This window comes from Parasedimentitalea nitratireducens, from assembly GCF_057444295.1.
In genome coordinates, this window is record NZ_JBYAXC010000019.1 from 1 (window position 1) to 21,539 (window position 21,539).

Genomic DNA, 21,539 nt, shown 5'->3' on the forward strand with positions numbered 1-21,539 from the left:
AATCAAACCAACCAGATGAGCCAAACTTTCTCTTAGTTTAGGCTGCCTTTGGACCCAAAAACTCTGCCGACGCACACCCGTGGACCTGCCCAGCCCTCGGACTGGAAAGCGAGCGCGAGACACTTCTCAGCTACCAATCAACGCACATGGTGTTTCTCACCACCGTTCATGGAAAGCCTCGATCCCCAAAGAGCTTTTCACAATGGTTCTCCGCCGCCTGCACAGAAGCTGGCTTGCTAAAGCTGGCCGCCCACGGCTTACGCAAATACCGAATGAACGAATTATCAGAGAATGGTGCCACCGTTTTGCAAATGCAAGCATGGGTAGGTCACACCACGCTCAATGAAGTCGAGGCATACACTCGAAAAGCACAACGCCGAACTGCGTTTTTGGGAACGGAACAAGACCAGAACCCTGTAAAACAATCCAAAACTGCCCGTAAACATTGAGGCTTTTCAATAGGTTAAAGAGGAACTGGCGAGCCGTGGAGGACTCGAACCCCCGACCTGAGAATTAGAAGTTCCCTGCTCTAATCCAGCTGAGCTAACGGCCCGCGTGTCGTTTTATTGGAGCTAAAACACAGCGATGTCAACTTGGTAGATACTTGATATTTTCTTCGGTGCACAACCCGTCTGCAAACAAGCCGTTGCGCGCACTTTGTACCAAAACAAATATGCGGTCACTGTGTCTGATTAACCAGAGAAATTTCTTGAAAACCGCTGAACCAAAAGCTTTCAAGCCTCAGTTTGCACTGCTCAAATCCAAATACATGAACGTAGACAATGGGTCTTCGACGTAGCTTGAATATGGCGGACATTCAACAAAACCCAGCGATGCGTACAGACGTCGAGACGCAACAAAGTCATCACTCGAACCGGTTTCAAGATAGACACTTGGCGCGCCACTCTCGCGTGCAAGGGTCAACAAATGACCCAGCATCGCCCGCCCGGCACCGCTGCCTCGGGCTTCGGACACAGTGTGCATGGATTTAAGTTCCAGCGCGCCGTCGTCCAGTGCTTTCAGCGCACCCATGGCAATAGCCACACCATCCCGCCGCAACAGGAAAAGCTGCGCATCCGCTGCGTCCAGATCAGTTTGTCCCTGTGCATGGCAACTTTCAGCCGGAGACTGCGACGCCATCAGCGACAAATGCCGATCAATCAACCGCGCCGCAGCCGGATCACCAGTTGGGGCTAGGCTGATTTCAAACGCAGACATTGCGAATCCCTCCAAAGTTATCTCCAAGTGACCTGAAGAACCCTTACAATACAATTAGTTACACTTGACTATTTCCGGCTCGGAGCAAGGATCCCGCGAGAGTCGGGGTAAGATCCCGCGAAACCATGGAAACTGCAACAAGAAAGCCCGCCGAGGCGAGCCTTAAAATCGATGATTTTCTGGGGTGTGTTAGGCGGATCATTTCATAGTCACTACAGATCCGGGACCTAAATAAATCGCCCAATTCTCAGGTTTTTCTGATTGAACAAATGCTGAGAAGTTACCATCGAGGATCTCAGCGAAGAGGACTTCAAAACGCCCTGCCCCACGCTGAGCGGCATAAGAAATCGGATGCAAATTGCAGTCATCCACTGCACCCAATTTTGGCAGTAGGGCAATCTTTCCGAGAAATTGTCCAGATGCAAACAACTGAATACAAATTGGCACACGCCCCCCCTCTTTCGGTTCGCGGGACAAGAGGTCGAACGATGCCCTCCCGATAGCACGCTTCAAATTGGTGTTTCGTTGCCCCAGATACTCGCGAACTGCCCGTCGGCAGAGTTTTTGGGTCCAAAGGTGGTCTAAGCTAAGAGAGCGTTTGGCTCATCTGGCTGGTTTGATAATGCGGCGCGTTTTTTGTGATGCAAGCGGCGCGCTTCGAGCGTCTTTCGTTTGATCCTATCTCGCTGTTGTAGAACGGCTTTGTCCCGACCATGATACGCATCAAGTTTGATGACGTGACGAACTGAACCAAGAGCAGCGATAGGAGCAAGACCAGCGCCATCAAGATGAGCGGCGTTGACAAGTGCAGGTGCGCTTCCGACACCAATGACGGTCATACTCCGACTGAATTCATGCGTTTCATCCGCTTCAATCCCAGTTTGACTTTTCACATGAAGCGCCCGGAAAAAGCTTGCGAATAGCACATGTGGCAACTGGCCTGGGAACAGGGGCTGTTTGTTCGTCCTCGTTGCAAAACAAAGTATGTATTTTGCAACGCGCCACTCGCTTTGCTATCCGAGCGGCGCGGCAATGGTTTTCTGAACCTTGGTCTATGGTTTACATCGACGGTGCAAAATCTGCCGCAAACTTGACTATATCAGTGGCTTTTTCACCGGTGATTTTCTCGTAGTCATCGGTTGCGGGTTGATCCGCCCCCTCGGCCCAGCGTTTGAACAACGTCATGACCGTTGTAACGATCATTTCGGGTGCCCCGTAGGCCTCAAGCCCAGCCTTCTGATCCTCATAAGGTAAGTTCACATAGCTAATCTCTTTGCCCAAGGGCTTTGAAAACGCTTTAGCGACATCATCAAAACTGATTGATTGCGGGCCGGTTAAGTAGTGGATTTTGCCGTTGAACGCGTCCGATTTCAAAGCTGCGAGCGCTGCCTTTGCAATATCACGTGTGTCCACCATAGGAATGCGGGTGTTGCCCATGTATTGTGCGAACATGCCTTGATCCTTCATGAAAGTAGCATGCATTTGCGGGATATTCTGCATAAAATAGTGCGGCCTTAGAATGACATACTCCAATCCGCTTGTGGCCAAGTATTCGTCGACTTCGCTGTGTTGTTCGTACATCGGAAGGCCTTTGCAATAGTTCGCAGGCTCAGCCGACAGTCGCACAACTTTGCGCACGTTTGCGGATTTGGCCCGATCAATCAGCCCTTTGTGAAGATCGGACATATCTGGTGACGGCGCGCTGAGAAGGAACACTGTATCGATGTTTTCTAGCGCGGTCTCAACACTAGGCCAATCGCCCAGTTCTGCGCGAATGGTGGGAACACCCGCTGCCGCCAATTTGATTTCATTTTCGTCGCTCCGTACCAGGACGCGATAGTTTTCGTCGCTGCGTTTCAAAAGATCGACCAGCGGTGTACCGATATTGCCGGTGCCGCCGATGATGAGGATATTGTTTTTCATTTTCAGTTCTCCGATGGGCCATTATAGGGCTGCATGAATGTCTGGCTCAAAAGTAACTGGTGCAAACAAGGAGAGGAACTGGCTATAACTGCAATTTCTCGTTCCGTTCTTGCACCACACATAGGCAACGCTGCGACAACAAGAGAGGGTCCAATGAAAGTTTTTGAATGGGATGACCTGCGCATTTTTCTGGCGGTCCTGCGTGGGCGCTCGGTGCGTGCCGCCTCCAAGCTTTTAAACGTGAGCCACTCGACAGTGTCGCGCCGATTGCAGGCGATGGAGGATCAATTGGGTATCAAGCTTTTTGTGCGCCAGCCGGATGGTTTTGTACTGACCGATATCGGGGAGGCACTTGTCGAACGGGCCGAGCGGGTGGAAAGCGAAATACTAAGTATGGAACGTGAGGTGTTTGGCCGTGATGGCCGTCTCGCAGGCCCGGTACGGATTTCGACACCACCGATATTGGCGCAACAATTGCTCATGCCCATTCTAGCTGAATTCACAGCGCTCTATCCGCAGATCGAACTAGACGTCGATGCCACATTTGAGGTTGCTGACCTGCGGCGGCGAAACGCCGATATTGCCATTCGATTTCAGGTTCAGCCTGAAGACAATTTGGTTGCGCATCGACTGCCTGGTTTTGCCAACACGATCTATGCAACCCAGGACTATATCGACACGCACAACTTTACCGGCAGCAACCCAAATGCAGAATGGATTGCCTTGGGTGGCAAAGGTGTGCTGGCCCATTGGCGGCAAAATTCACCGTATCCTGACTGTAAAGTGGCTCACGTTATTTCTGACATGCAGGCGCAGCAAAGTGCCGTTAGTTCGGGTATGGGGTTTGCATTCCTAAATTGCTTTGCCGCCGATCCTGACCCTGACCTAGTACGCCTGACAGAGCCCAAGGACGCGCATTCCCTGCCGACCTGGGCCTTGACCCATCCAGATCTGATCTCAACTGAACGGGTTCGGGTATGTGTTCGCTATTTGGTAAAGGCACTACACAAGCGCGAGCAAAAGATTTCGGGGAAGTCAGCTAGTGCAGCTGGTGACTGGCCCGGCGGACATTGACACTGCCGAAGTCTGACGACCCATCCAGATCGGCCAACAAATCTCGGTATTCACTGGCTGCCTGGCGCCATTCTGCAGTATCTGCATGGCTCTCTGACGTCAGCGCTTATGGGTCCAAATATCGCTATATGATAAGAGAGAATTCTTGGCTCATCGTAACCACTGAGGAGTGGACGATGAGAAAGACAACAGGAATACGCAAAAGCCCTAGCGAGAAGATCGTCAAAGATATCAAACGGGCGCCCCTCAGGCACTACTCCTCAGAAAAGAAAATCAGAATTGTCTTGGCAACTATGGATACTGACCGAAGCTGGGAAGCTTTGGCCATAGGTAGGCATGCAACAATCTGTTACCGAGGCATCATGTTCTGGCAGCTATCCCGGCCACCAGACAGGAAATGGCTAACAGGCCGCACACCCGCGAGACGCTATAATGCACTATCCATTACTGCGCTAAGGCGGCGAACGAATTCCGCAGGATCAGAAGGTGCCTCTCCATCTGAAATCCGAGCCTGATCCAGCAACAAATGCGCCGCATCTTGTAGCAACGTATCTGACGCAACCGCGTCGCCTTTTGCACGTTCGGCCAACTTTTTCACAACTCTGTGGTCTGGGTTTAGTTCCAGAACCCGCGGCATGCCTTCCATCAACTGGCCATGTTGCTTCAGCAGCCGTTCCAGATTGACGTCCATGTCGCCATCGTCTGCGATCAAGCACACCGGGCTATCGGTTAACCGCTTGGACGGGCGCACATCTTTGACCAAATCTCCAAGTTCTAGCTTTACCGCTGCAATAAGATTATCAAGTTCAGGTGTCTCTGCATCATCCTTGTCGTCGGCTGCATCTGAATCACCACTGATTTTATCCAGATCAGTTGCTCCGCGAGTAACAGACTTGAACGTCTTGCCTTCAAATTCAGTGATATGTTGAAGCCAGAACTCATCGACATGGTCTGCCAACAACAGGACTTCCACGCCTTTGGCCTTAAAGCCTTCCAGATGTGGTGACTGCGATATCTTTTTCGCATCGTCACCCGTGATGTAGTAAATCGCGTCCTGGCCCTCTTTGCAGCGACCAACGTAGTCTACAAGACTGGTCGGCTCAGTGTTGAGGGTTGAAGAGAAACGACAAATTTCAAGCAGCCGATCCCGCAAGGTCGGATCTTCGATCAAGCCTTCTTTTACGACAGCGCCAAAGTTCTCCCAAAAGCTGGTGTATTCCTCTGGAGCCTTGTTGGCTTTCTTCTTGAGCGCTCCGATCACCTTCTTGCTGAGCGCTGTCTTGATTTTCGCAAGCGTCGGGTCTGACTGGAGCATCTCACGAGACACATTCAGCGAGAGGTCTTGTGAGTCGACGACACCCCGAAGGAACCTCAGATAAGCAGGCACAAGATCCTTGGTGTTTTCCGAGATAAACACCCGATTCACATAAAGCTTCACATGGCTTTTGCGTTCAGCGTCGTACAGATCCATTGGGGCGGTCGTGGGCACATACAGAAGGCTCGTGTGGCTCACCGCGCCTTCGACATGGCTATGCAAGGTAAGCCAAGGCTTATCAAAGGCATGCGAAGTATGATGGTAGAACTCTGTGTGCTGCTCTTCGGTCACATCCTTTGGGGCACGGGTCCAAATGGCAGAGGCCGAATTTAGAGCTTCGCCACCCAGCGTCACCGGAAAGCTAATGTGATCAGAATAGGTCTTGATAATATGGCGAACGCGGACCTCTTCGAGGAACTCTTTCGCGTCCTTCTTCAGGTGTAGCACCACAGTTGTGCCGCATGCGACCCTATCACCGGGCTCAATCGTAAATTCGCCTTTACCGTCCGATGACCACTGCCAGCTCGTGTCTTCGCCCGCTTTTCGCGTCAAAACGTCTACTTTGTCGGCCACCATGAATGCAGAATAGAAACCGACGCCAAACTGGCCAATTAGACCCATTTCGCCTTTTTCACCATCCTTCAAGGCGTTGAGAAAAGCTCCCGTACCTGACTTTGCGATTGTTCCGAGCGTTTCAAGTAAGTCGTCGTGGCTCATCCCAATCCCGTTGTCCGAAACGAACAGGGTTTTGGCCTTCGCGTCGATCTCAAGCGAAATTGAAAACTGATCAGAACCATCGGTCAATGTGGGATCCGTGAGAGCCTGGTAGCGAAGCTTATCACAGGCATCAGAAGCGTTTGAAACAAGCTCTCTCAGGAAAATTTCGCGGTTCGAGTAAAGAGATCCGGCGACAATTTCGAGTAATTGGCCTACCTCAGTTTGAAAGGAAAATGTCTCTTTTACGCCAGTATCAGTCACAAATATGGCTCCTGGTTATCTTACGGAAATTAATCGAATTCGTGCGCAATTTAAGGAAGGGAAACAAGTGTTTCAACCTCACGTTTCTTACACGGCTCAAGGGGGGCGGATTAAAACCTTTCCCTGAAGTGTAGAAGATCTCTTTCGATCTGGTTCGACACGGGGATAGATTGAAAAGCCGATCCTTCTGGTATGCGTGGACCGCGACAAGCCCATAGTGACGTTGCCATACAAACTTACCTGGCCATCAAAGTGATGTTCGGATTGCCCTTACGGCCGACAACTGGGTTTGTGGAAAGCTTATTGGAACTGGTTGGATTGGACAGGGCATTGCCAGATTTCAGCACCTTGTGTCGTCCACTGCTTGGTGGTGCATGTTTATTTGAACGAGAAGGAGCAAAGGGCGCTGTCGGTTGCCATCCATCTCAGGGCTAAGCGGGACTGCTGCGCCTGCTGATAGATAGCACTAGCATCAAAGCTGAGAGCGAAGGCGAGAAACGAAACGGTCTGATCCTCAAAGTACCTGGACTGCGCATTTTGCCGACTGCTAACTGAATACCGCCGCCGGAGCCGCGTAGGGACAAAATGCGCTGTGTGAAACTGCTCGCTTAGCGCGGGACTTCGGTCGTCAGGTTTCCGAGATCCAAATCTGTGCCGCGATCCTAAATGGTTTCGCAGTTCTTGGCGTTCCTCGAACAATAGCTGTAGGCGAAATCCGTCTGAGGTGAAGGCTAGCACGACCATCATCAGGTTTGTGCAACAAAGCCCAATGAGCCTGTTAAATGTCATTGGGCTTTGTCGCATGCTGCATCTGAAACCGGACTACGTCAGATAACTACGCGACTGAATGGTTCGGCACTTTGCCCAAAATGATCATCGACAAAAGGTCATCATCGGTGACCTCATCGATATTCACGGTTCCAACAAGCTGACCATTTTTCATCACACTCGCCCTGTCGCAGAGTTCCATCACGGCATGAACATCGTGGTCAATCAAGAATATCCCGATGCCCTGGGCCTTTAGCTTTTGGATCAGCTCGGCCACCATCTGGGTCTCTTGCGGACCCAAGGCAGCGGTCGGTTCGTCCATGATCAAGATTTTGGCGTTGAAATAGACCGCCCGCGCAATGGCGACAGACTGGCGCTGACCACCGGACAACGCACTGACCGGCTCCGCAAACTTGCTAAAGTTCGGGTTCAGCCCACCCATGATCTTGCGACATTCCGCTTCCATCGCTGCATCATCAACAAGACCAACCGAAGTAATCAACTCACGGCCCAGGAACAGGTTAGACGCAGCATCAAGATTATCAGCCAAAGCAAGTGTCTGATAAATGGTCTCGACGTTGTAGCTGCGCGCATCCCGAGGATTGGTGATGACGGCCTTGTCGCCGTTGATGCGGATCTCGCCGCTGTCCATCTGATAGGCGCCGGACAGCACCTTAATTAGGGTCGATTTGCCTGCACCGTTATGACCCAGCAGACCCACAACTTCGCCCGGATGCAGATCAACGCTGACTTGGTCCACGGCGTGAATGCCGCCAAATGAAACACATATGTCTTTCAACTCGACCAGTGGCGTATCCCCATCCATGCGCCGCTGTTGAGCTGTTTTAACTTCTGAAGCCGTCATATTTTTGCCCCCAACCGCTTGCGGTATTGAATGTCCAGCCAAACCGCAAAAACCAGCACCGATCCAACCACGATGTTCTGCAGCGGCGCATCAACGCCGACCATCGCCATACCGGACTGTAGGCTTTGCATAACAAGCGCCCCAAGGATGGCACCATAAATCGTCCCGGCACCGCCAGCCAACGCTGTTCCACCAATGACCGCAGCAGCAATCACCCGCAACTCGTCAAGTGTCCCGATGTCATTGGTATGATTTTGCAGGCGTGCCGAAGCAACAACGGCTGAAAGCGCACAGAGGAAACCCATAATTGCGAATACCTTAACGGTCAGCAGACGGGTATTGATGCCGGACAAGTCAGCCGCATCTGGATTACCGCCGGTCGCAAAGATGTATCGCCCCAAACGTGTACGGCGTGCGATAACGGTCATGACAATGGCAGTTGCAATCAGGATCAGAACCGAGATTGGCAAACCATAACCAACTTCCAGCCCCTCTGGCATCACCTCGCCTTTTGCCTCGAACATGCGCTGCAGTTTTCGCGTTGGAATATCATAAGAATTCAGGATCCAGATAAAGCCCAGAATGGCACAGGTCACGATGCCCATGACTACACCTTCAGCCCAGGCAGGCTTTGCCGGGAAACCATGCTGGATACGACCGCGACGGGAAGAGATCATTGCCCAGAGCGAAATCGCAACCGCAATCACCCCAATGGTCCAGCTAATTGCTTCTCCCATGGTGCCACTGACGCCACCCAGAACTAAGAAGTTTTTATCCAACGGTCCAATTGTCTGCCCGGACGTGAACAACCAGCCATAGTTCCTCCAGACCAGAAACCCACCAAGGGTCACGATAAAGGCCGGAACGCTTTGATACCCAACCAGCCATCCTTGAAACGCACCGATCAATGTACCGATACTCAGACCAATTGCGATGGCAATTATCCAGGTCAAAGGATGATCAAATCCCAGGCCCAGATACGTCGGTAGGAATTTAGTTTGCACCAACGCCATAACGGCTGAACTCACCGCCAATACTCCGCCAACAGACAGATCAATGTGGCGCATCACAATAACAAACACCATGCCCGTCGCCATGATCGCGACTGATACTGTCTGGATCGTCAGGTTGAACAGGTTCCGTGGGCTTAGAAATCGCCCATCCGTTAAAATGTTGAACCCGATACACAGGATGACAAAGGCACCGATCATTCCCAATAGTCGCACGTCAAGCTCCAGCTGCTGGAACATGTTGCGTTTTGATTGGGTCGGGATCGGCTGAGACGTGGTTTCGGTCATGTCCGAACTCCAGATACAGCAGTGATTTTCAAAAGCGCGCCCCAAATTGAAAGGGACGCGCAAGGTATTAAGACCAGAGTTTAGTTACAGGGGGCAGGACCGTTGGTCACACCCTGACACAGCTTGTCTTTGCTGATCCAGCCAGCGTCGACAACAACACTCAGGTTGTCAGCAGTCACAGGAACGGGTGCCAGGAACATCGATGTCATGTCTGTACCACCGGGTGACGTCCAAGCCGCTGATCCTGCTACGTCTGACAAAGCGGCGCCGCCAGCCAGAGCAACAGCGATTTCACCAGCATTTTTGCCCAGATCACGGGCATCTTTCCAAACCGAAACAGTCTGAGTACCCAGTGCAACGCGGTTCAGCGCAGCATGATCACCATCCTGGCCAGACACGGGAAGCCCTTCCATGCCCTGAGCGGTCAGAGCTGCAACAACACCACCAGCGGTGCCATCGTTGGACGCAATCACAGCGTCAACTTTGTTGTCGTTAGCCGTTAGGATCTGCTCCATGTTGCGCTGAGCATTCGCAGGCAGCCAGCCATCAGTATAGGCTTCGGCAACAATTTTGATTTTGCCGCTGTCAACCGCAGCCTGAATGACTTCCTGTTGGCCACCACGCAGGAAATCAGCGTTCGGATCAGTCGGCGACCCCTTGATCATGACATAGTTACCGGCAGGCAGGGCGTCCAGAACGGCACGGGCCTGCATGCGGCCAACTTCGACATTGTCAAAGGTCAGGTAGAAGGCGCGGCTGTCTTCGATTAAACGATCATAGGCAATGACCGGAATGCCTTCGTCGGCAGCAGCCTGAATAGCCGGGCCAATGGCCTGAGTATCCTGTGCCAGAACGATTAGTACATCTGCCCCTTGGGCGATCAGGTTTTCGATATCTGACAGCTGCTTGGATGACGAAGATTGTGCATCAGCAGAAATGTAATCAGCGCCCCCGGCTTCCAAAGCACCCTTGATGGCGGCCTCATCAGTTTTCCAGCGCTCTTCCTGAAAGTTCGACCAACTTACGCCAACAGTCAAATCAGCGGCAAAGGCCGCCGAACCGGTCATGGCCACAGCTGCGGCCAGAGAGATTCCACTCAAAAATTTCATTGTATTCCTCCCTGTTCTCAAAGGGCTCGTGAAACCGAGCTCTCCGTACAAGATCGGTTTAGCATTATTTTTTTTGAAATTCAAATTAAATCATGTACCCTACTCACGGAGGTACCTATTACCAAGAGCGTACCGATGGTTTATTGGTCTCGCAGGGAGTGACAAATTGATAAAAACAAACCGTCTCTCGCATTCGAGCGAGCAACGCGAAAGTGGCAAGCAGCAGGTCATCGATACGATCCGGGCAGCGGGCAGTATTGCGCGTATTGATATTTCAACAGCCACACGGGTCAGCCCCGCAACGGTAACAGCAATAACCGCCGAGCTGATTGATGTCGGGCTGATCGAAGAAATTACACCGGATGCCCCACGACAAGAAGCCAAGCGCGGCCGACCACGGGTTGCTCTCAAAATTCGTGGCGATGCGCACAGAATTGCCGGGATCAAAGTGTCTCATCGGGTGATTTCGGTGGTGCTCCTCGATTTCGAGGGCAATGACATTGTCGACCACGAGATGCCGCTTCGGCAGGCCCGCATGCCAGTCGCAGAACTGTGCACGTTGATCATGGACGCCCTAGCCCAGGCCTGCAGCAAGGGCGGGTTTGATGTGAGCACAATTTCCGGGATCGGTGTTGGGCTTGCTGGGCTGGTGGATGCAAAGCGCAATTTTGTCTACTGGTCCTCGTCGCTGGACGAACGCAATGTAGATTTTGGTGCCCATCTTGCCCGGTACACCCCCTGCCCGATTTTTATCGATAATGACGCCAATCTGGTTGCAAAAGCTGAACATCTTTTTGGCAAGGGGCAAAATGTCAGCGATTTTGTTGTGATCACAATTGAACACGGCGTTGGCATGGGAATTGTAGTAGACAACGAGATTTACCGAGGATCCCGCGGCTGCGGCGCCGAGTTTGGCCATACCAAAGTCCAATTAGAAGGTGCGCTATGCCAATGTGGCCAGCGCGGCTGCCTCGAGGCCTATGTAGGTGACTATGCACTGTTGCGAGAGGCCAACATCACCAATGGCGGCGTCGGCCACAGGGATCTTGGGCAACTGGTAGAGGCCGCCCAATCCGGCGATCAGATGGCACGCTCTATCTTCGATCGTGCCGGACGCATGTTTGCCATGGGTTTGGCAAATGTGGTCAATATCTTTGACCCAAAGCTGATCATACTATCCGGTGCTCGGCTTTCTTTCGACTATCTCTATTCTGATGAAGTCATTCAAGAGATGCAGCGCTGGGTCGTACAGGTCGATGCCCCGTCACCAGAAGTTCTCGTACACAGTTGGGGCGATTTAATGTGGGCAAAAGGCGCGGCGGCCTACGCAATTGAAGAAGTCTCAGTTCTAGCCATTCGGGAGCTTGCAAACAGTGAAAAATAAATTGGCGCTAGCCCTCGGGCTGATCGCACCGTCGGCTTTTGCCGACGTGAGTTATTCTCAGCGCCCCCTGCCCGAACATGTCTATTCAGGTGGTTGGGAATATTTCGTCGGCGGTGGCGTCGCCGCCTTTGACTGCAACGGAGATCAGCTTCCAGAGCTATATGCTGCCAGAGGTGAAAACCCGGCGCAGCTTATGCTCAACACGACAGCCGGCGCGGGTCAAGATTTGTCTTTCAAAGCAAATACGCCCGACGCACTTGCGGTAACTGGTGTCATCGGAGCCTATCCGCTGGATATCAACGGGGATGCGATCCTGGATCTGGCAATCCTTCGCAACGGGCCGGACATGCTGATGCAAGGTCTGGGAAATTGCGCGTTCTCATCCTTCGTTAATCTGGGTTTTGAAAGCGGCGACCACTGGACCACAGCGTTTTCTGCAACTTGGGAGACGGGGAATACGTTGCCAACGCTGGCTTTTGGCACTTATGTCGACCGCAACCATCCCGATGGCCCGTTTGAGACCTGTGATGTGACATTGCTTTACCGCCCCAATGGTCAATCCTATGGGCCAGCCGAACGTTTGGAGCCCGGATTCTGTGCCTTATCCATGCTGTTTTCAGATTGGTCCCGGTCGGGTCGTGCAGATCTACGGATCAGCAATGACCGGCATTACTATGTGCGCGGAGGCCAAGAACAGATGTGGGCGATGGAAGACACGCCACGCCTGTATTCAGAAGAGGATGGCTGGCAGCCCTATTTCCTGTGGGGCATGGGAATTGCCTCTCGGGATCTAAGTGGTGATGGCTTTGCCGATGTTTACCTAACCTCGATGGGCGACCAGAAGTTCCAATATTTCGAGCCGCACAAAGGTGGCCCGTTTTATCGCGATGCCACTTATGAGCGTGGAACAACTGCACACCGCCCTTACACTGGCGGCGATGGGCGCCCCTCTACCGGGTGGCACGCGGCATTTGGCGATGTAGACAACGATGGGTTGGACGATATTTTTGTGGCCAAAGGCAATGTCGAACAGATGCCCGGTGCGGCTATGAATGATCCGAACAACCTGCTTATGCAAGCGTCAGACGGCACGTTTAGCGAGCATGGCCAAGCAGCGGGAATCGCCAATCTCGCACGATCCCGCGGCGCAGCTCTGATAGACCTGAACCTGGATGGACGGCTGGATCTGGCTGTAGTGAACCGACGGGCGCAGATGGAACTGTACCAAAACACCGCCGCCCAGAAAAACTGGCTGATGGTGCAACTTGCCCCCCTCGCCAGCAATACCCAGTCCGTTGGTACACATGTGGAACTACGCACCGGAGATCGAGTGCAAACGCGCGAAATTACAGTTGGCGGTGGACATGCCAGCGGACAAGCTGGGCAAATTCATTTTGGGCTTGGGCAGAACACAGACGCCGAGATCAGAATTATACGCCCTGATCAACGCACATCTGATTGGCAGCGATTCACCGCCAACCAGATTGTTACACTGGATCATTGATCAACAGGCAATCCACTGGGCACCTGTGTCGGCACACCCAGTCGGCCTTTGGTGGATTCCGTATCTGTCAGACTGTGTAAAAACGCCATTAGATCCGCCACGGCATCATCATCCAGCGCGACCGGCAGCAATTCATTTGCTGCCGACAGACGCGCCATTTCATCCCTGTCCGCCACGACACGCCAATCGTCAGCATCATTGATGTCGTGGAACACCACCTGTGTAGGATCATAGGCAAGTAAGGATGCAACCGGATCAAGGTGATGACGCACTATCGCTTCTAAACTCGCGTATGCACCGTTGTGGCCATATGGTCCAGTTTCAGATACATTGCGCAGCGAGGGAGTGAGGAATTTATACCGGTCATCCGGATCTCCAGTCACGCGCATGCGACCGTCATCGCGCGCGTGGCTCTCAAACGGTGCCGATTTCCCCGGCCCGATTTGCGGCATGGCAATCGCGTGAAAATCATGGTCCGTTTGCAGCCAGCCCGAATGACAGTTGGAGCACCCAGCCTCGCCATAAAACAATTCCTGACCGCGAGCCGCGTCATCCGGCAGTGGACTTCCCCCCATCAGGGCACGGTCAAACGGGCTGTCATCCGCCCGCCATTCAACGCTGGTGAAATCGGCAATGACATTGGCAATGTCAGTGAATTTAATGGGTTCCTGATCCCCCAGAACAGCATCAAAGGCAGTGCGGTATTCTGGTATTGCCGCAACCCGCGCTGCAATTTTGTCCCAGGCCCCGTCCTTGATACTCAGATGACCCAAGCGAACCGCCTGTGACACTTCATTTTCTGAATAATGTCCTGCCATTTCATCACTGGCCAGAACCGGGAACATCGCCTGCGCGGCCAAAACACTTTCAAAGCCAACAACCATTTCAGCGCCCAGCGGTGTTCGGATGCCACCTGGCTTGTCCGGATCAATTTCTAACCGACCGTCATGGAAAAAGGAGGTGTATTCTTTGGCACCCAGGTTCCACAGGGCCGGTGCATTACGGGGCAAACGGTCTTCGGGAACGTTGTTCGGATCAATACGCCGGTCCGGGCCAAGCCCGATCCCCCCCTCTCCTACCGACAGTGACATACCGTCAGAGGTGCCAAACCGAGGATGATGGCAGGTGCCGCAGCTTATGTTCCGGTTGCCGGATAAGATGGGATCATAAAACAGCAGTTGTCCAAGCTGAACACGTAGTGAGTCCATCTCAGGAAACACAGGTCGTGGCCCCAGATCCTGTGCCTCAGCCCCAGTTGCCAACAGGGCGCCGACAATCATCCATTTCATTCGTCAGCTCCCTTTTATTTCGACCTGCAGTTTCTGAGTATAAGGCATTTCCGGTGAAACCATAACAGACGGGAACGAGGGTATGTTAACCGCGTTGGGAAACCCTTGCGGCTCAAAACAAAACCCGCCAGCCGGGCCATAGGCCTGGCCCTCCAGCCCACCGCTTTGAGGAGCCATCTGTGCGGCGGTATACAGCTGCGCCCCCAGTTGATCACTCCAGATTTTCAGCCCCATACCATTGAGGGCCTGAACACTTGCAACAGCCTCGTCGGTATTTCGGTCCGTTTCAAAAATCAAATTATGGTCGATCCCAAGCCGTGCAGAATCTGCCTCAGCAAAAGAACGTTTCTTGCGGAAATCAAAACGGGTGCCATCAACTGGAGCAATGTGTCCGGTTGTGACGCCCTCATCATCCATTTCCAGCACCCTGTTCGCCGCACAGCGCATTTGGTGATCCCAAATGGACCCAGGACCAGAAAGGTTGTAGTAATTATGCTGCGCCAGACTGATCGGGGTCACGCAATCAACTTGGGCGCTCATGTCATACGTCACGCATGCGCCATCCAGCCGAATGTCCACAATCAACTCGGCACACCCCGGAAACCCGTTTTCCCCTGCGGGAGAATTGTATCGCAAGCGTACCGCCGATGGCCCGCCTGGCTCGATCTGCCAAAACACCTTGGACAGACCCGCAGGTCCACCATGCAGCTGGTTGGCCCCTTCATTCGAAGTCAAATAAAAGGTTTCGTCACCCAAACAATATTGCGCGCCAGAAATCCGGTTTGAGACCCGCCCGGCAATAGCCCCAAAATAGGTGGAGCTGTGCAGATATTGCACCGGGTCTGCATATCCCAGCACAACAGGCACTCGTCGCCCACCCAAGGGCACCCTCCAATCCCGTGTAGTTGCACCGTAATTGAGGATTGCCAAAGAGACATCACCATCGCTGATGGTGACCTCTCGCAGGGTTTCGCCATTGAATTGGCCGTAGTCCTGGATTGCAGTCATACGAAACGGTTAACGACGTTTTCGAGGTATTCTTGCTTACCCGATTTTGGCTTGGGGTTAATGTCCTGCGCCTCAACACGTGCTGCAATATCATCCAAAGATTCTTTGCCTGCCAACATTGCTTGGTTCGACGGCTTGTCCCAATCCGCATAACGATCTTTAACAAAATTCGACAATGTGCAGTCTTCGATCATCGCGGCTGCGGCCTTTAACCCACGGGCACACACATCCATACCACCGATATGACCAATCAACAGGTCCTCGGCGTTCAGAGATTGACGACGCAGTTTCGCGTCAAAATTGGTGCCACCCGTTTTCAAGCCGCCATCTTGAAGAATGTGGTAATAGGCCAGCGCAACTTCTGGAACGTTATTTGGGAATTGATCCGTGTCCCAGCCAGATTGGTAATCGTTACGATTCATGTCGATGGAACCCAAGATGCCCAGCGCTGTGGCTGTCGCAATCTCGTGTTCAAACGAATGACCCGCCAAAATTGCGTGGCCTTGCTCAAGGTTTACTTTGACTTCACCTTCCAGACCGTGACGTTTCAGAAACCCATAAACCGTTGCTGTGTCATAATCATACTGGTGTTTAGACGGCTCTTGCGGCTTTGGCTCAACCAAGATCTCGCCCTTGAACCCGATCTTGTGTTTGTAATCAACTACAAGGTTCAACATACGGCCCATCTGTGCGTCTTCCTTCGCCAGATTAGTGTTCAAAAGCGTTTCATAACCTTCACGACCGCCCCACAGAACATAGTTTTCGCCACCCAGACGATGGGTTGCATCCATACATGTTTTGATGGTCGCCGCACAGAATGCAAACACGTCGGGGTCAGGATTCGTGGAGGCGCCGGACATGAATTTGGCTTGGCTAAACAGGTTCGCAGTTCCCCAAAGCAGCTTCACACCAGTCTCTTCTTGCTTTTGCGCAAAATAGTCGACTATCTCATTTAGATTCTTAGTGTTTTCGGAAAAATTTGCCCCTTCTGGACGCACGTCTGCGTCGTGGAAGCAATAGTATGGCGATTTCAGCAAGGTGAACATTTCAAAGGCCACATCGGCTTTCAACTTTGCCAATTCCATAGAATCCGCAGGGAACCAAGGGCGGTGAAACGTCTGGCCGCCGAACGGGTCAGAACCAGGCCAGGCAAAGTTGTGCCAGTAGCAGGTCGCAAAGCGCAGATGGTCTTCCATCCGCTTGCCCATAACAACCTCATCCGGATTGTAGTGGCGAAACGCCAGCGGGTTGGTGCTGTCGGTGCCTTCAAAAGGGATTTCAGTGATGTCGCGGAAAAATCCAGTGCTCATGATAAGGTTGCCTTCAAGTTAGGATATTGCGAGCGATAGCGCGCATGAGTTTCAGAATAGCGGTCAACCAGATCGGCACGCGGCTCGATCGTCTCTGCAACAGTGGGGGCGGTCATGATTGTAGAAAGATCAGCCCCGGTATCAGCAGCAATGGCCAACCGGGCCGCCCCCAGTGCTGCACCAAAATCACCTTTCTCCGGTAGATCCAGCGGCAGATTCAAGGTGGTGGCCAGCGTCTCCAGCCAGAACCGGGACTGCGCGCCGCCGCCAATGGCCAAGACGCGCGACAGGTTGGTTCCGGTTGCCTTTAGCGCGTCAAGATTGTCGCGCAGGGCAAACGAGACGCCTTCCATGACCGCCTGTGTCAAATCTTCGGGCGATGTCGCAACATCCAGCCCAACAAACGATCCCCGCACGGTGCTGTCGTTATGTGGCGTACGCTCACCAGACAAATATGGGAGGAACATGGTTTTAGACGGTCCGGATATCCGGCCATCCAGTTGCCCTGCAAGCTCGACCGGAGACCGCCCTAAAATCCGCGATAGCCAGTTCAAGCAATCGGTTGCGGCAAGGATAACGCCCATCTGATACCAGGTATCAGGCACCGCATGGCAGAATGTGTGCACCGCGGACGCGGGATCCGGTGCAAAACTGTTTTTGGCCGCAAGCAAAACACCCGAGGTGCCAAGCGAGACAAACCCATCACCATCTTGAAAACACCCGACCCCGCAAGCCGCCACGGCATTGTCACCGCCGCCGCCAGCCACGGTAACCGGGCCGGTCATACCCCAATCAGAGGCCAGTGTTTCACGCAGATTGCCAGAGCTCACCGAGCCTTCAACCAGCCTAGGCATCTGATCCCGACGCATATGCCCAGCGGCAAGCAATTCGTCAGACCAATCCCGTTTTCCAACATCTAGCCAAGATGTGCCCGCACTGTCAGACATGTCACCAACATATTCACCTGTCAGCCAAAGACGCAAATAGTCCTTGGGCAGTAGAACCTTAGCCACCTTGGCAAAGATCTCTGGCTCATTTTCCAAAACCCACATCAGCTTTGGGGCGGTAAATCCCGGAAATACGATATTCCCCGTCAGGTCACGGACGTTAGCTGTCTCATCAAGAACAGCGGCCTGTATTGCTGAGCGCGTGTCGTTCCACAGGATACAGGGACGCAGCACCTGTCCTTTGGCGTCAATCAAGGTAGCACCATGCATATGGCCGCTTAGCCCAATACCCCGGACAGCACTGAATTCAGCGGGATAAGCAGCCTTGAGCTGGGCCATCACATTTTTGCAGGCGCTGAGCCAATCTGCAGGATCTTGTTCGCTCCAACCCGGGTGTGGGTTTTCCACAGAATACGCCGCATCGGCGGTGGCAACAATTGCCCCGCCCGCATCAGACAACAAAGCCCGCAGGCCAGACGTCCCCAGATCTAACCCGATGTACATCCGTGCCCTCCGTATTGGCACTCACTGAAGTGCTTGCCTTTATTTAATTTAGGAATCAAATTAAAGTAGAATAAGCGCAATTGTCAACACAGGTTTGCGATCAGTATTGCCCAGACAAACTGTCAGGAACCCGCTCGCTTTGCAGTTCTAAGCATCGCGCGACTGTCATGTTGCTCTAACAAAGGGAACAGTTGATGCCTGTCGGCACATGTCACAACGCACTCGCGTTGCACAGATGTGCCAACCAAAACAGAAGGATCAGGCATCGCCGCAATAGATTTGCTACAGACAGATCACAAAATGCGCTCAGTCGAATTTCGGCAAATGCGCACTCTTTCTGTGAATACCCGTTGCGCAACAACTGTTGCTGTGCCCTTTGGCCAGTGCGTCCAAAAGGTTGTTTCTTTCATACTCTTGTCTTTTGCTCAGGCCATCAATCGCCTGGCGGGACACGCGCACGGTCTTCCACCTCGTTCAGATCCATATGATTGCGCATGTAGCGTTCAGAGGCTTGCTGCAGCGGTTGGTGATCCCATGGATAGTAGTTCCCATTGCGCAGAGCTTCATACACCACCCAACGCCGGGCCTGTGATTTGCGAATGTCACCGTCGAACTGATCCAGATCCCACCGCGCCTGTGCCATGGCCTGAAACCAGGCCAAGGTATCACCAAAGGCAGGGTCATCTGCCAGGTTGGTCATCTCATGGGGATCGGCGTCCAGATCAAACAATTGATCCGGGTCCAACGCGCATCTGTTGTACTTCCAATTCTTCTGACGCAGCGAAATCAGCGGCGCATAGGATGCCTCGGCCGCATATTCCATCACCACAGGTGTCTCGCGGCTGCCCCCCTGCCCCAGCGGCAGCAGTGATTCACCTGTGGTCCAGGGCAGCACCTCGTCCATTGATACCCCGGCCAGGTCGCACAGCGTCGGGCAGACATCGATATTACTGACTGGTGTGGTGACGCACCCCGGCTGCATCTGAGGTGCTGCAATCATCAACGGCACCCGCGCTGATCCCTCGAAAAAGGACATTTTGAACCACAGACCACGTTCCCCCAGCATATCGCCGTGATCGGACACGAACATGATGATTGTGTCCTCTTCCTGCTGGGTGCCCCGCAGCGCCTGCATAATCTCGCCGATCTTGTCATCCAGATACGAGATATTGGCAAAATACGCCCGCCGAGATTTGCGGATATCCTCATCCGAAATGTCGAACTCGCGCCAATTGTTGGCGTCAAAAATCCGTTTTGAATGTGGGTCCTGCGCCTCGTATCCAAGGTCAGGCACCTCGGGCAGCAGATGCTCGCAATCTTCGTACAGATCCCAGTATTTCTGCCGTGCCACATAGGGGTCGTGCGGGTGGGTAAAGCTGACGGTCAAACACCAGGGCCGATCATCCTGACGCCGCCCCAGATCATAGACCTTGCGGGTTGCGTGATAGGCCACCTCGTCGTCGTATTCCAACTGGTTGGTGATCTCAGCCACCCCGGCCCCAGTCACCGAGCCCATGTTGTGATACCACCAATCAATCCGCTCGCCTGGCTTGCGGTAATCCGGCGTCCAGCCAAAATCCGGCGGATACACGTCGGTGGTCAGCCGCTCTTCAAACCCGTGCAACTGATCCGGGCCGACAAAATGCATCTTGCCCGACAGACAGGTCTGATACCCCGCCCTGCGCAGGTGATGCGCATAGGTGGGGATGGACGAGGCAAATTCCGCCGCGTTGTCATAAACCCCGGTTGTTGACGGCAACTGACCGGACATAAAACTCGCCCGCCCGGGCGCACACAGCGGCGACGCTGTATAGGCATTGCGAAACCGGGTGGACCGCGCCGCCAATGCCTTGATGTTTGGCGCATGTAGCCAGTCCGCCGGACCATCCGGAAACAGCGTTCCATTCAACTGATCCACCATAAAAATCAGGATATTGGGGCGCCGTGCCCCCTCGGTGCTTGGTTTCATCCGTTTGATCCTTCAATATGGCATAATTCACGTTTAAGCTTGGCCGACAGTAAACCCCAACTTTAGCAATATTCAGAGAGCTATCAGTCAATGGCAGACATTCGTAATCCTTATGTCAAATTTGGCCGACACAGCGCCGATCTGTGTTTGTTCATATTGGTTGCCGAACAGGGACAACTGTCCAAGGCGGCGCAGATTGCTGGCCTCTCGCAACCCCGGCTCAGCCAGCGGATCAAATCGCTCGAAGACAGTCTGGGCAATGACCTGTTCTTCCGGGGCCGACGCGGTGTCACCCTGACCCGCACCGGGCAGGAATTGCTCGCCGCCCTGCTGCCCCACCTCTCCAACGCCGCCGACGCTTTTGCCAAAATTGCAAACACCGGAGCACGCAACACTCTGGTTATTCAGACCGACCTTGCCTTTGCCAGCTTTCGCCTGCTGCCGATCTTTGCCTCCCTTTGCGACGCCTTTGGTGATCTCAGCATATCGCTGGTCACAAACCAGATGCCGCAATCCGCCGCTGCCCAAGACGCTGATCTGGTCATTCAAATGCAAGAAACCCATGAAACAGACGACACAGAGGCATGCCTTTTCCGCGAATCCGTTTCGGTGGTCTGCAGCCCTGTGTTCAAAACCCGCCACCCAACTATGCAGCAGCCACGCGACGTTTTGGACAAAACACTTATCGACCTGACCGCAGACGCCCCTGCCCCATGGTTCACCTGGGCAGATTGGCTCCGGGCCTTCGATTTCCCGCAACGCCCCCTCGGCGAGCAGTTGAAATTCAACAGCTATGATCATGTGATCCGATCAGCTGAATCAGGACTGGGCGTAGCGATTGGCTGGCATGGGTTGATTGATGACCACATGACCAGAAACCAGCTGGTCGAGGCCATTCCTGACAGGCTGGACAGCACTCGGGGATATTACCTCAAAAGAACCCGCAACAGCAGAGACAGCAAAATCCAACAGGTGTTTGACTGGATCACAGACCATATTTAGTCGATCTCACTTAAACAATGCTGCCCAGTCCACTTGGCGCAGCATCAGGCATTCCTCTGGAAGTGCTGTAGGGT

General features: G+C 53.3%; 18 protein-coding genes, 1 tRNA gene and 1 pseudogene. 6 read left to right on the forward strand and 14 right to left on the reverse strand.

Features of this window, described 5'->3' with window-relative positions; genetic code table 11:
• Positions 1-101: 101 nt before the first annotated feature.
• Positions 102-449, forward strand: a complete 348-nt coding sequence (locus AC2T28_RS23525) for a tyrosine-type recombinase/integrase (RefSeq protein ID WP_486751083.1) — start codon at positions 102-104, stop codon at positions 447-449.
• A 26-nt stretch (positions 450-475) separates the two neighbouring features.
• On the opposite strand, the gene AC2T28_RS23530 is transcribed toward AC2T28_RS23525, so the two are convergent.
• The 5 genes from AC2T28_RS23530 to AC2T28_RS23550 all read right to left on the reverse strand — a co-directional run bounded on the left by AC2T28_RS23530 (position 476) and on the right by AC2T28_RS23550 (position 3,141).
• A tRNA-Arg gene (locus AC2T28_RS23530) sits at positions 476-553 on the reverse strand.
• Between the two features lie 188 nt (positions 554-741).
• Positions 742-1,218 (reverse strand): GNAT family N-acetyltransferase, encoded by a 477-nt coding sequence (locus AC2T28_RS23535; protein WP_486751052.1) that lies wholly within the window; start codon positions 1,216-1,218, stop codon positions 742-744.
• A gap of 198 nt (positions 1,219-1,416) precedes the next feature.
• A complete protein-coding gene (locus tag AC2T28_RS23540) occupies positions 1,417-1,665 on the reverse strand; it encodes a hypothetical protein (RefSeq protein WP_486751053.1) in 249 nt (82 codons plus the stop codon).
• Positions 1,666-1,799: 134 nt separating this feature from the next.
• On the reverse strand, positions 1,800-2,057 hold the full coding sequence (locus AC2T28_RS23545; RefSeq protein WP_486751054.1) for a hypothetical protein: 258 nt from the start codon (positions 2,055-2,057) through the stop codon (positions 1,800-1,802).
• Positions 2,058-2,277: 220 nt separating this feature from the next.
• Entirely contained in the window at positions 2,278-3,141 is an 864-nt protein-coding gene (locus AC2T28_RS23550; protein WP_486751055.1) for an NmrA family NAD(P)-binding protein, read from the reverse strand.
• A 153-nt stretch (positions 3,142-3,294) separates the two neighbouring features.
• On the opposite strand from AC2T28_RS23550, the gene AC2T28_RS23555 reads away from it, so the two are divergent.
• Positions 3,295-4,215, forward strand: coding sequence for a LysR family transcriptional regulator (locus tag AC2T28_RS23555; RefSeq protein ID WP_486751056.1), 921 nt, complete (start codon positions 3,295-3,297; stop codon positions 4,213-4,215).
• A 427-nt stretch (positions 4,216-4,642) separates the two neighbouring features.
• On the opposite strand, the gene htpG is transcribed toward AC2T28_RS23555, so the two are convergent.
• Positions 4,643-6,508, reverse strand: a complete 1,866-nt coding sequence (gene htpG / locus AC2T28_RS23560) for a molecular chaperone HtpG (RefSeq protein ID WP_486751057.1) — start codon at positions 6,506-6,508, stop codon at positions 4,643-4,645.
• A 123-nt stretch (positions 6,509-6,631) separates the two neighbouring features.
• Here htpG and AC2T28_RS23565 point away from each other — a divergent pair.
• Positions 6,632-6,865: pseudogene (locus tag AC2T28_RS23565) on the forward strand (transposase); the annotation flags it as partial.
• 478 nt (positions 6,866-7,343) lie between these two features.
• Here the strand turns inward: AC2T28_RS23565 and AC2T28_RS23570 are convergent.
• The 3 genes from AC2T28_RS23570 to xylF form a co-directional block, all read right to left on the reverse strand.
• The gene (locus AC2T28_RS23570) at positions 7,344-8,141 is read right to left on the reverse strand and encodes an ATP-binding cassette domain-containing protein (RefSeq protein WP_486751058.1); all 798 of its coding nucleotides are present in this window, start codon (positions 8,139-8,141) and stop codon (positions 7,344-7,346) included.
• Positions 8,138-9,439: a sugar ABC transporter permease gene (locus AC2T28_RS23575; protein WP_486751059.1), complete on the reverse strand. Its 1,302-nt coding sequence runs from the start codon at positions 9,437-9,439 to the stop codon at positions 8,138-8,140. Before AC2T28_RS23575 ends, AC2T28_RS23570 begins: the two co-directional genes overlap by 4 nt.
• Before the next feature lie 80 nt (positions 9,440-9,519).
• Entirely contained in the window at positions 9,520-10,548 is a 1,029-nt protein-coding gene (gene xylF, locus AC2T28_RS23580; protein WP_486751060.1) for a D-xylose ABC transporter substrate-binding protein, read from the reverse strand.
• Positions 10,549-10,714: 166 nt separating this feature from the next.
• On the opposite strand from xylF, the gene AC2T28_RS23585 reads away from it, so the two are divergent.
• Entirely contained in the window at positions 10,715-11,932 is a 1,218-nt protein-coding gene (locus AC2T28_RS23585) for an ROK family protein (RefSeq protein WP_486751084.1), read from the forward strand.
• Positions 11,922-13,436, forward strand: a complete 1,515-nt coding sequence (locus tag AC2T28_RS23590) for a CRTAC1 family protein (RefSeq protein ID WP_486751061.1) — start codon at positions 11,922-11,924, stop codon at positions 13,434-13,436. Before AC2T28_RS23585 ends, AC2T28_RS23590 begins: the two co-directional genes overlap by 11 nt.
• Here the strand turns inward: AC2T28_RS23590 and AC2T28_RS23595 are convergent.
• From AC2T28_RS23595 to betC, 5 genes are all read right to left on the reverse strand, one after another.
• The gene (locus AC2T28_RS23595) at positions 13,430-14,725 is read right to left on the reverse strand and encodes a cytochrome-c peroxidase (RefSeq protein ID WP_486751062.1); all 1,296 of its coding nucleotides are present in this window, start codon (positions 14,723-14,725) and stop codon (positions 13,430-13,432) included. The two genes, AC2T28_RS23590 and AC2T28_RS23595, sit on opposite strands and share 7 nt — an antisense overlap.
• A 3-nt stretch (positions 14,726-14,728) precedes the next feature.
• Positions 14,729-15,733 carry an aldose epimerase family protein gene (locus tag AC2T28_RS23600; RefSeq protein WP_486751063.1) on the reverse strand — a complete coding sequence of 335 codons (1,005 nt, stop codon included), beginning with the start codon at positions 15,731-15,733 and terminating at the stop codon, positions 14,729-14,731.
• On the reverse strand, positions 15,730-17,043 hold the full coding sequence (gene xylA, locus AC2T28_RS23605) for a xylose isomerase (RefSeq protein WP_486751064.1): 1,314 nt from the start codon (positions 17,041-17,043) through the stop codon (positions 15,730-15,732). Before xylA ends, AC2T28_RS23600 begins: the two co-directional genes overlap by 4 nt.
• Positions 17,040-18,494 carry a xylulokinase gene (gene xylB, locus AC2T28_RS23610; protein WP_486751065.1) on the reverse strand — a complete coding sequence of 485 codons (1,455 nt, stop codon included), beginning with the start codon at positions 18,492-18,494 and terminating at the stop codon, positions 17,040-17,042. Before xylB ends, xylA begins: the two co-directional genes overlap by 4 nt.
• Positions 18,495-18,927: 433 nt before the next feature.
• Complete coding sequence (betC, locus tag AC2T28_RS23615; protein WP_486751066.1) at positions 18,928-20,463, reverse strand: choline-sulfatase; 1,536 nt, start codon at positions 20,461-20,463, stop codon at positions 18,928-18,930.
• Between the two features lie 90 nt (positions 20,464-20,553).
• On the opposite strand from betC, the gene AC2T28_RS23620 reads away from it, so the two are divergent.
• Positions 20,554-21,465 (forward strand): LysR substrate-binding domain-containing protein, encoded by a 912-nt coding sequence (locus tag AC2T28_RS23620; RefSeq protein ID WP_486751067.1) that lies wholly within the window; start codon positions 20,554-20,556, stop codon positions 21,463-21,465.
• The last annotated feature ends 74 nt before the right edge of the window (positions 21,466-21,539 follow it).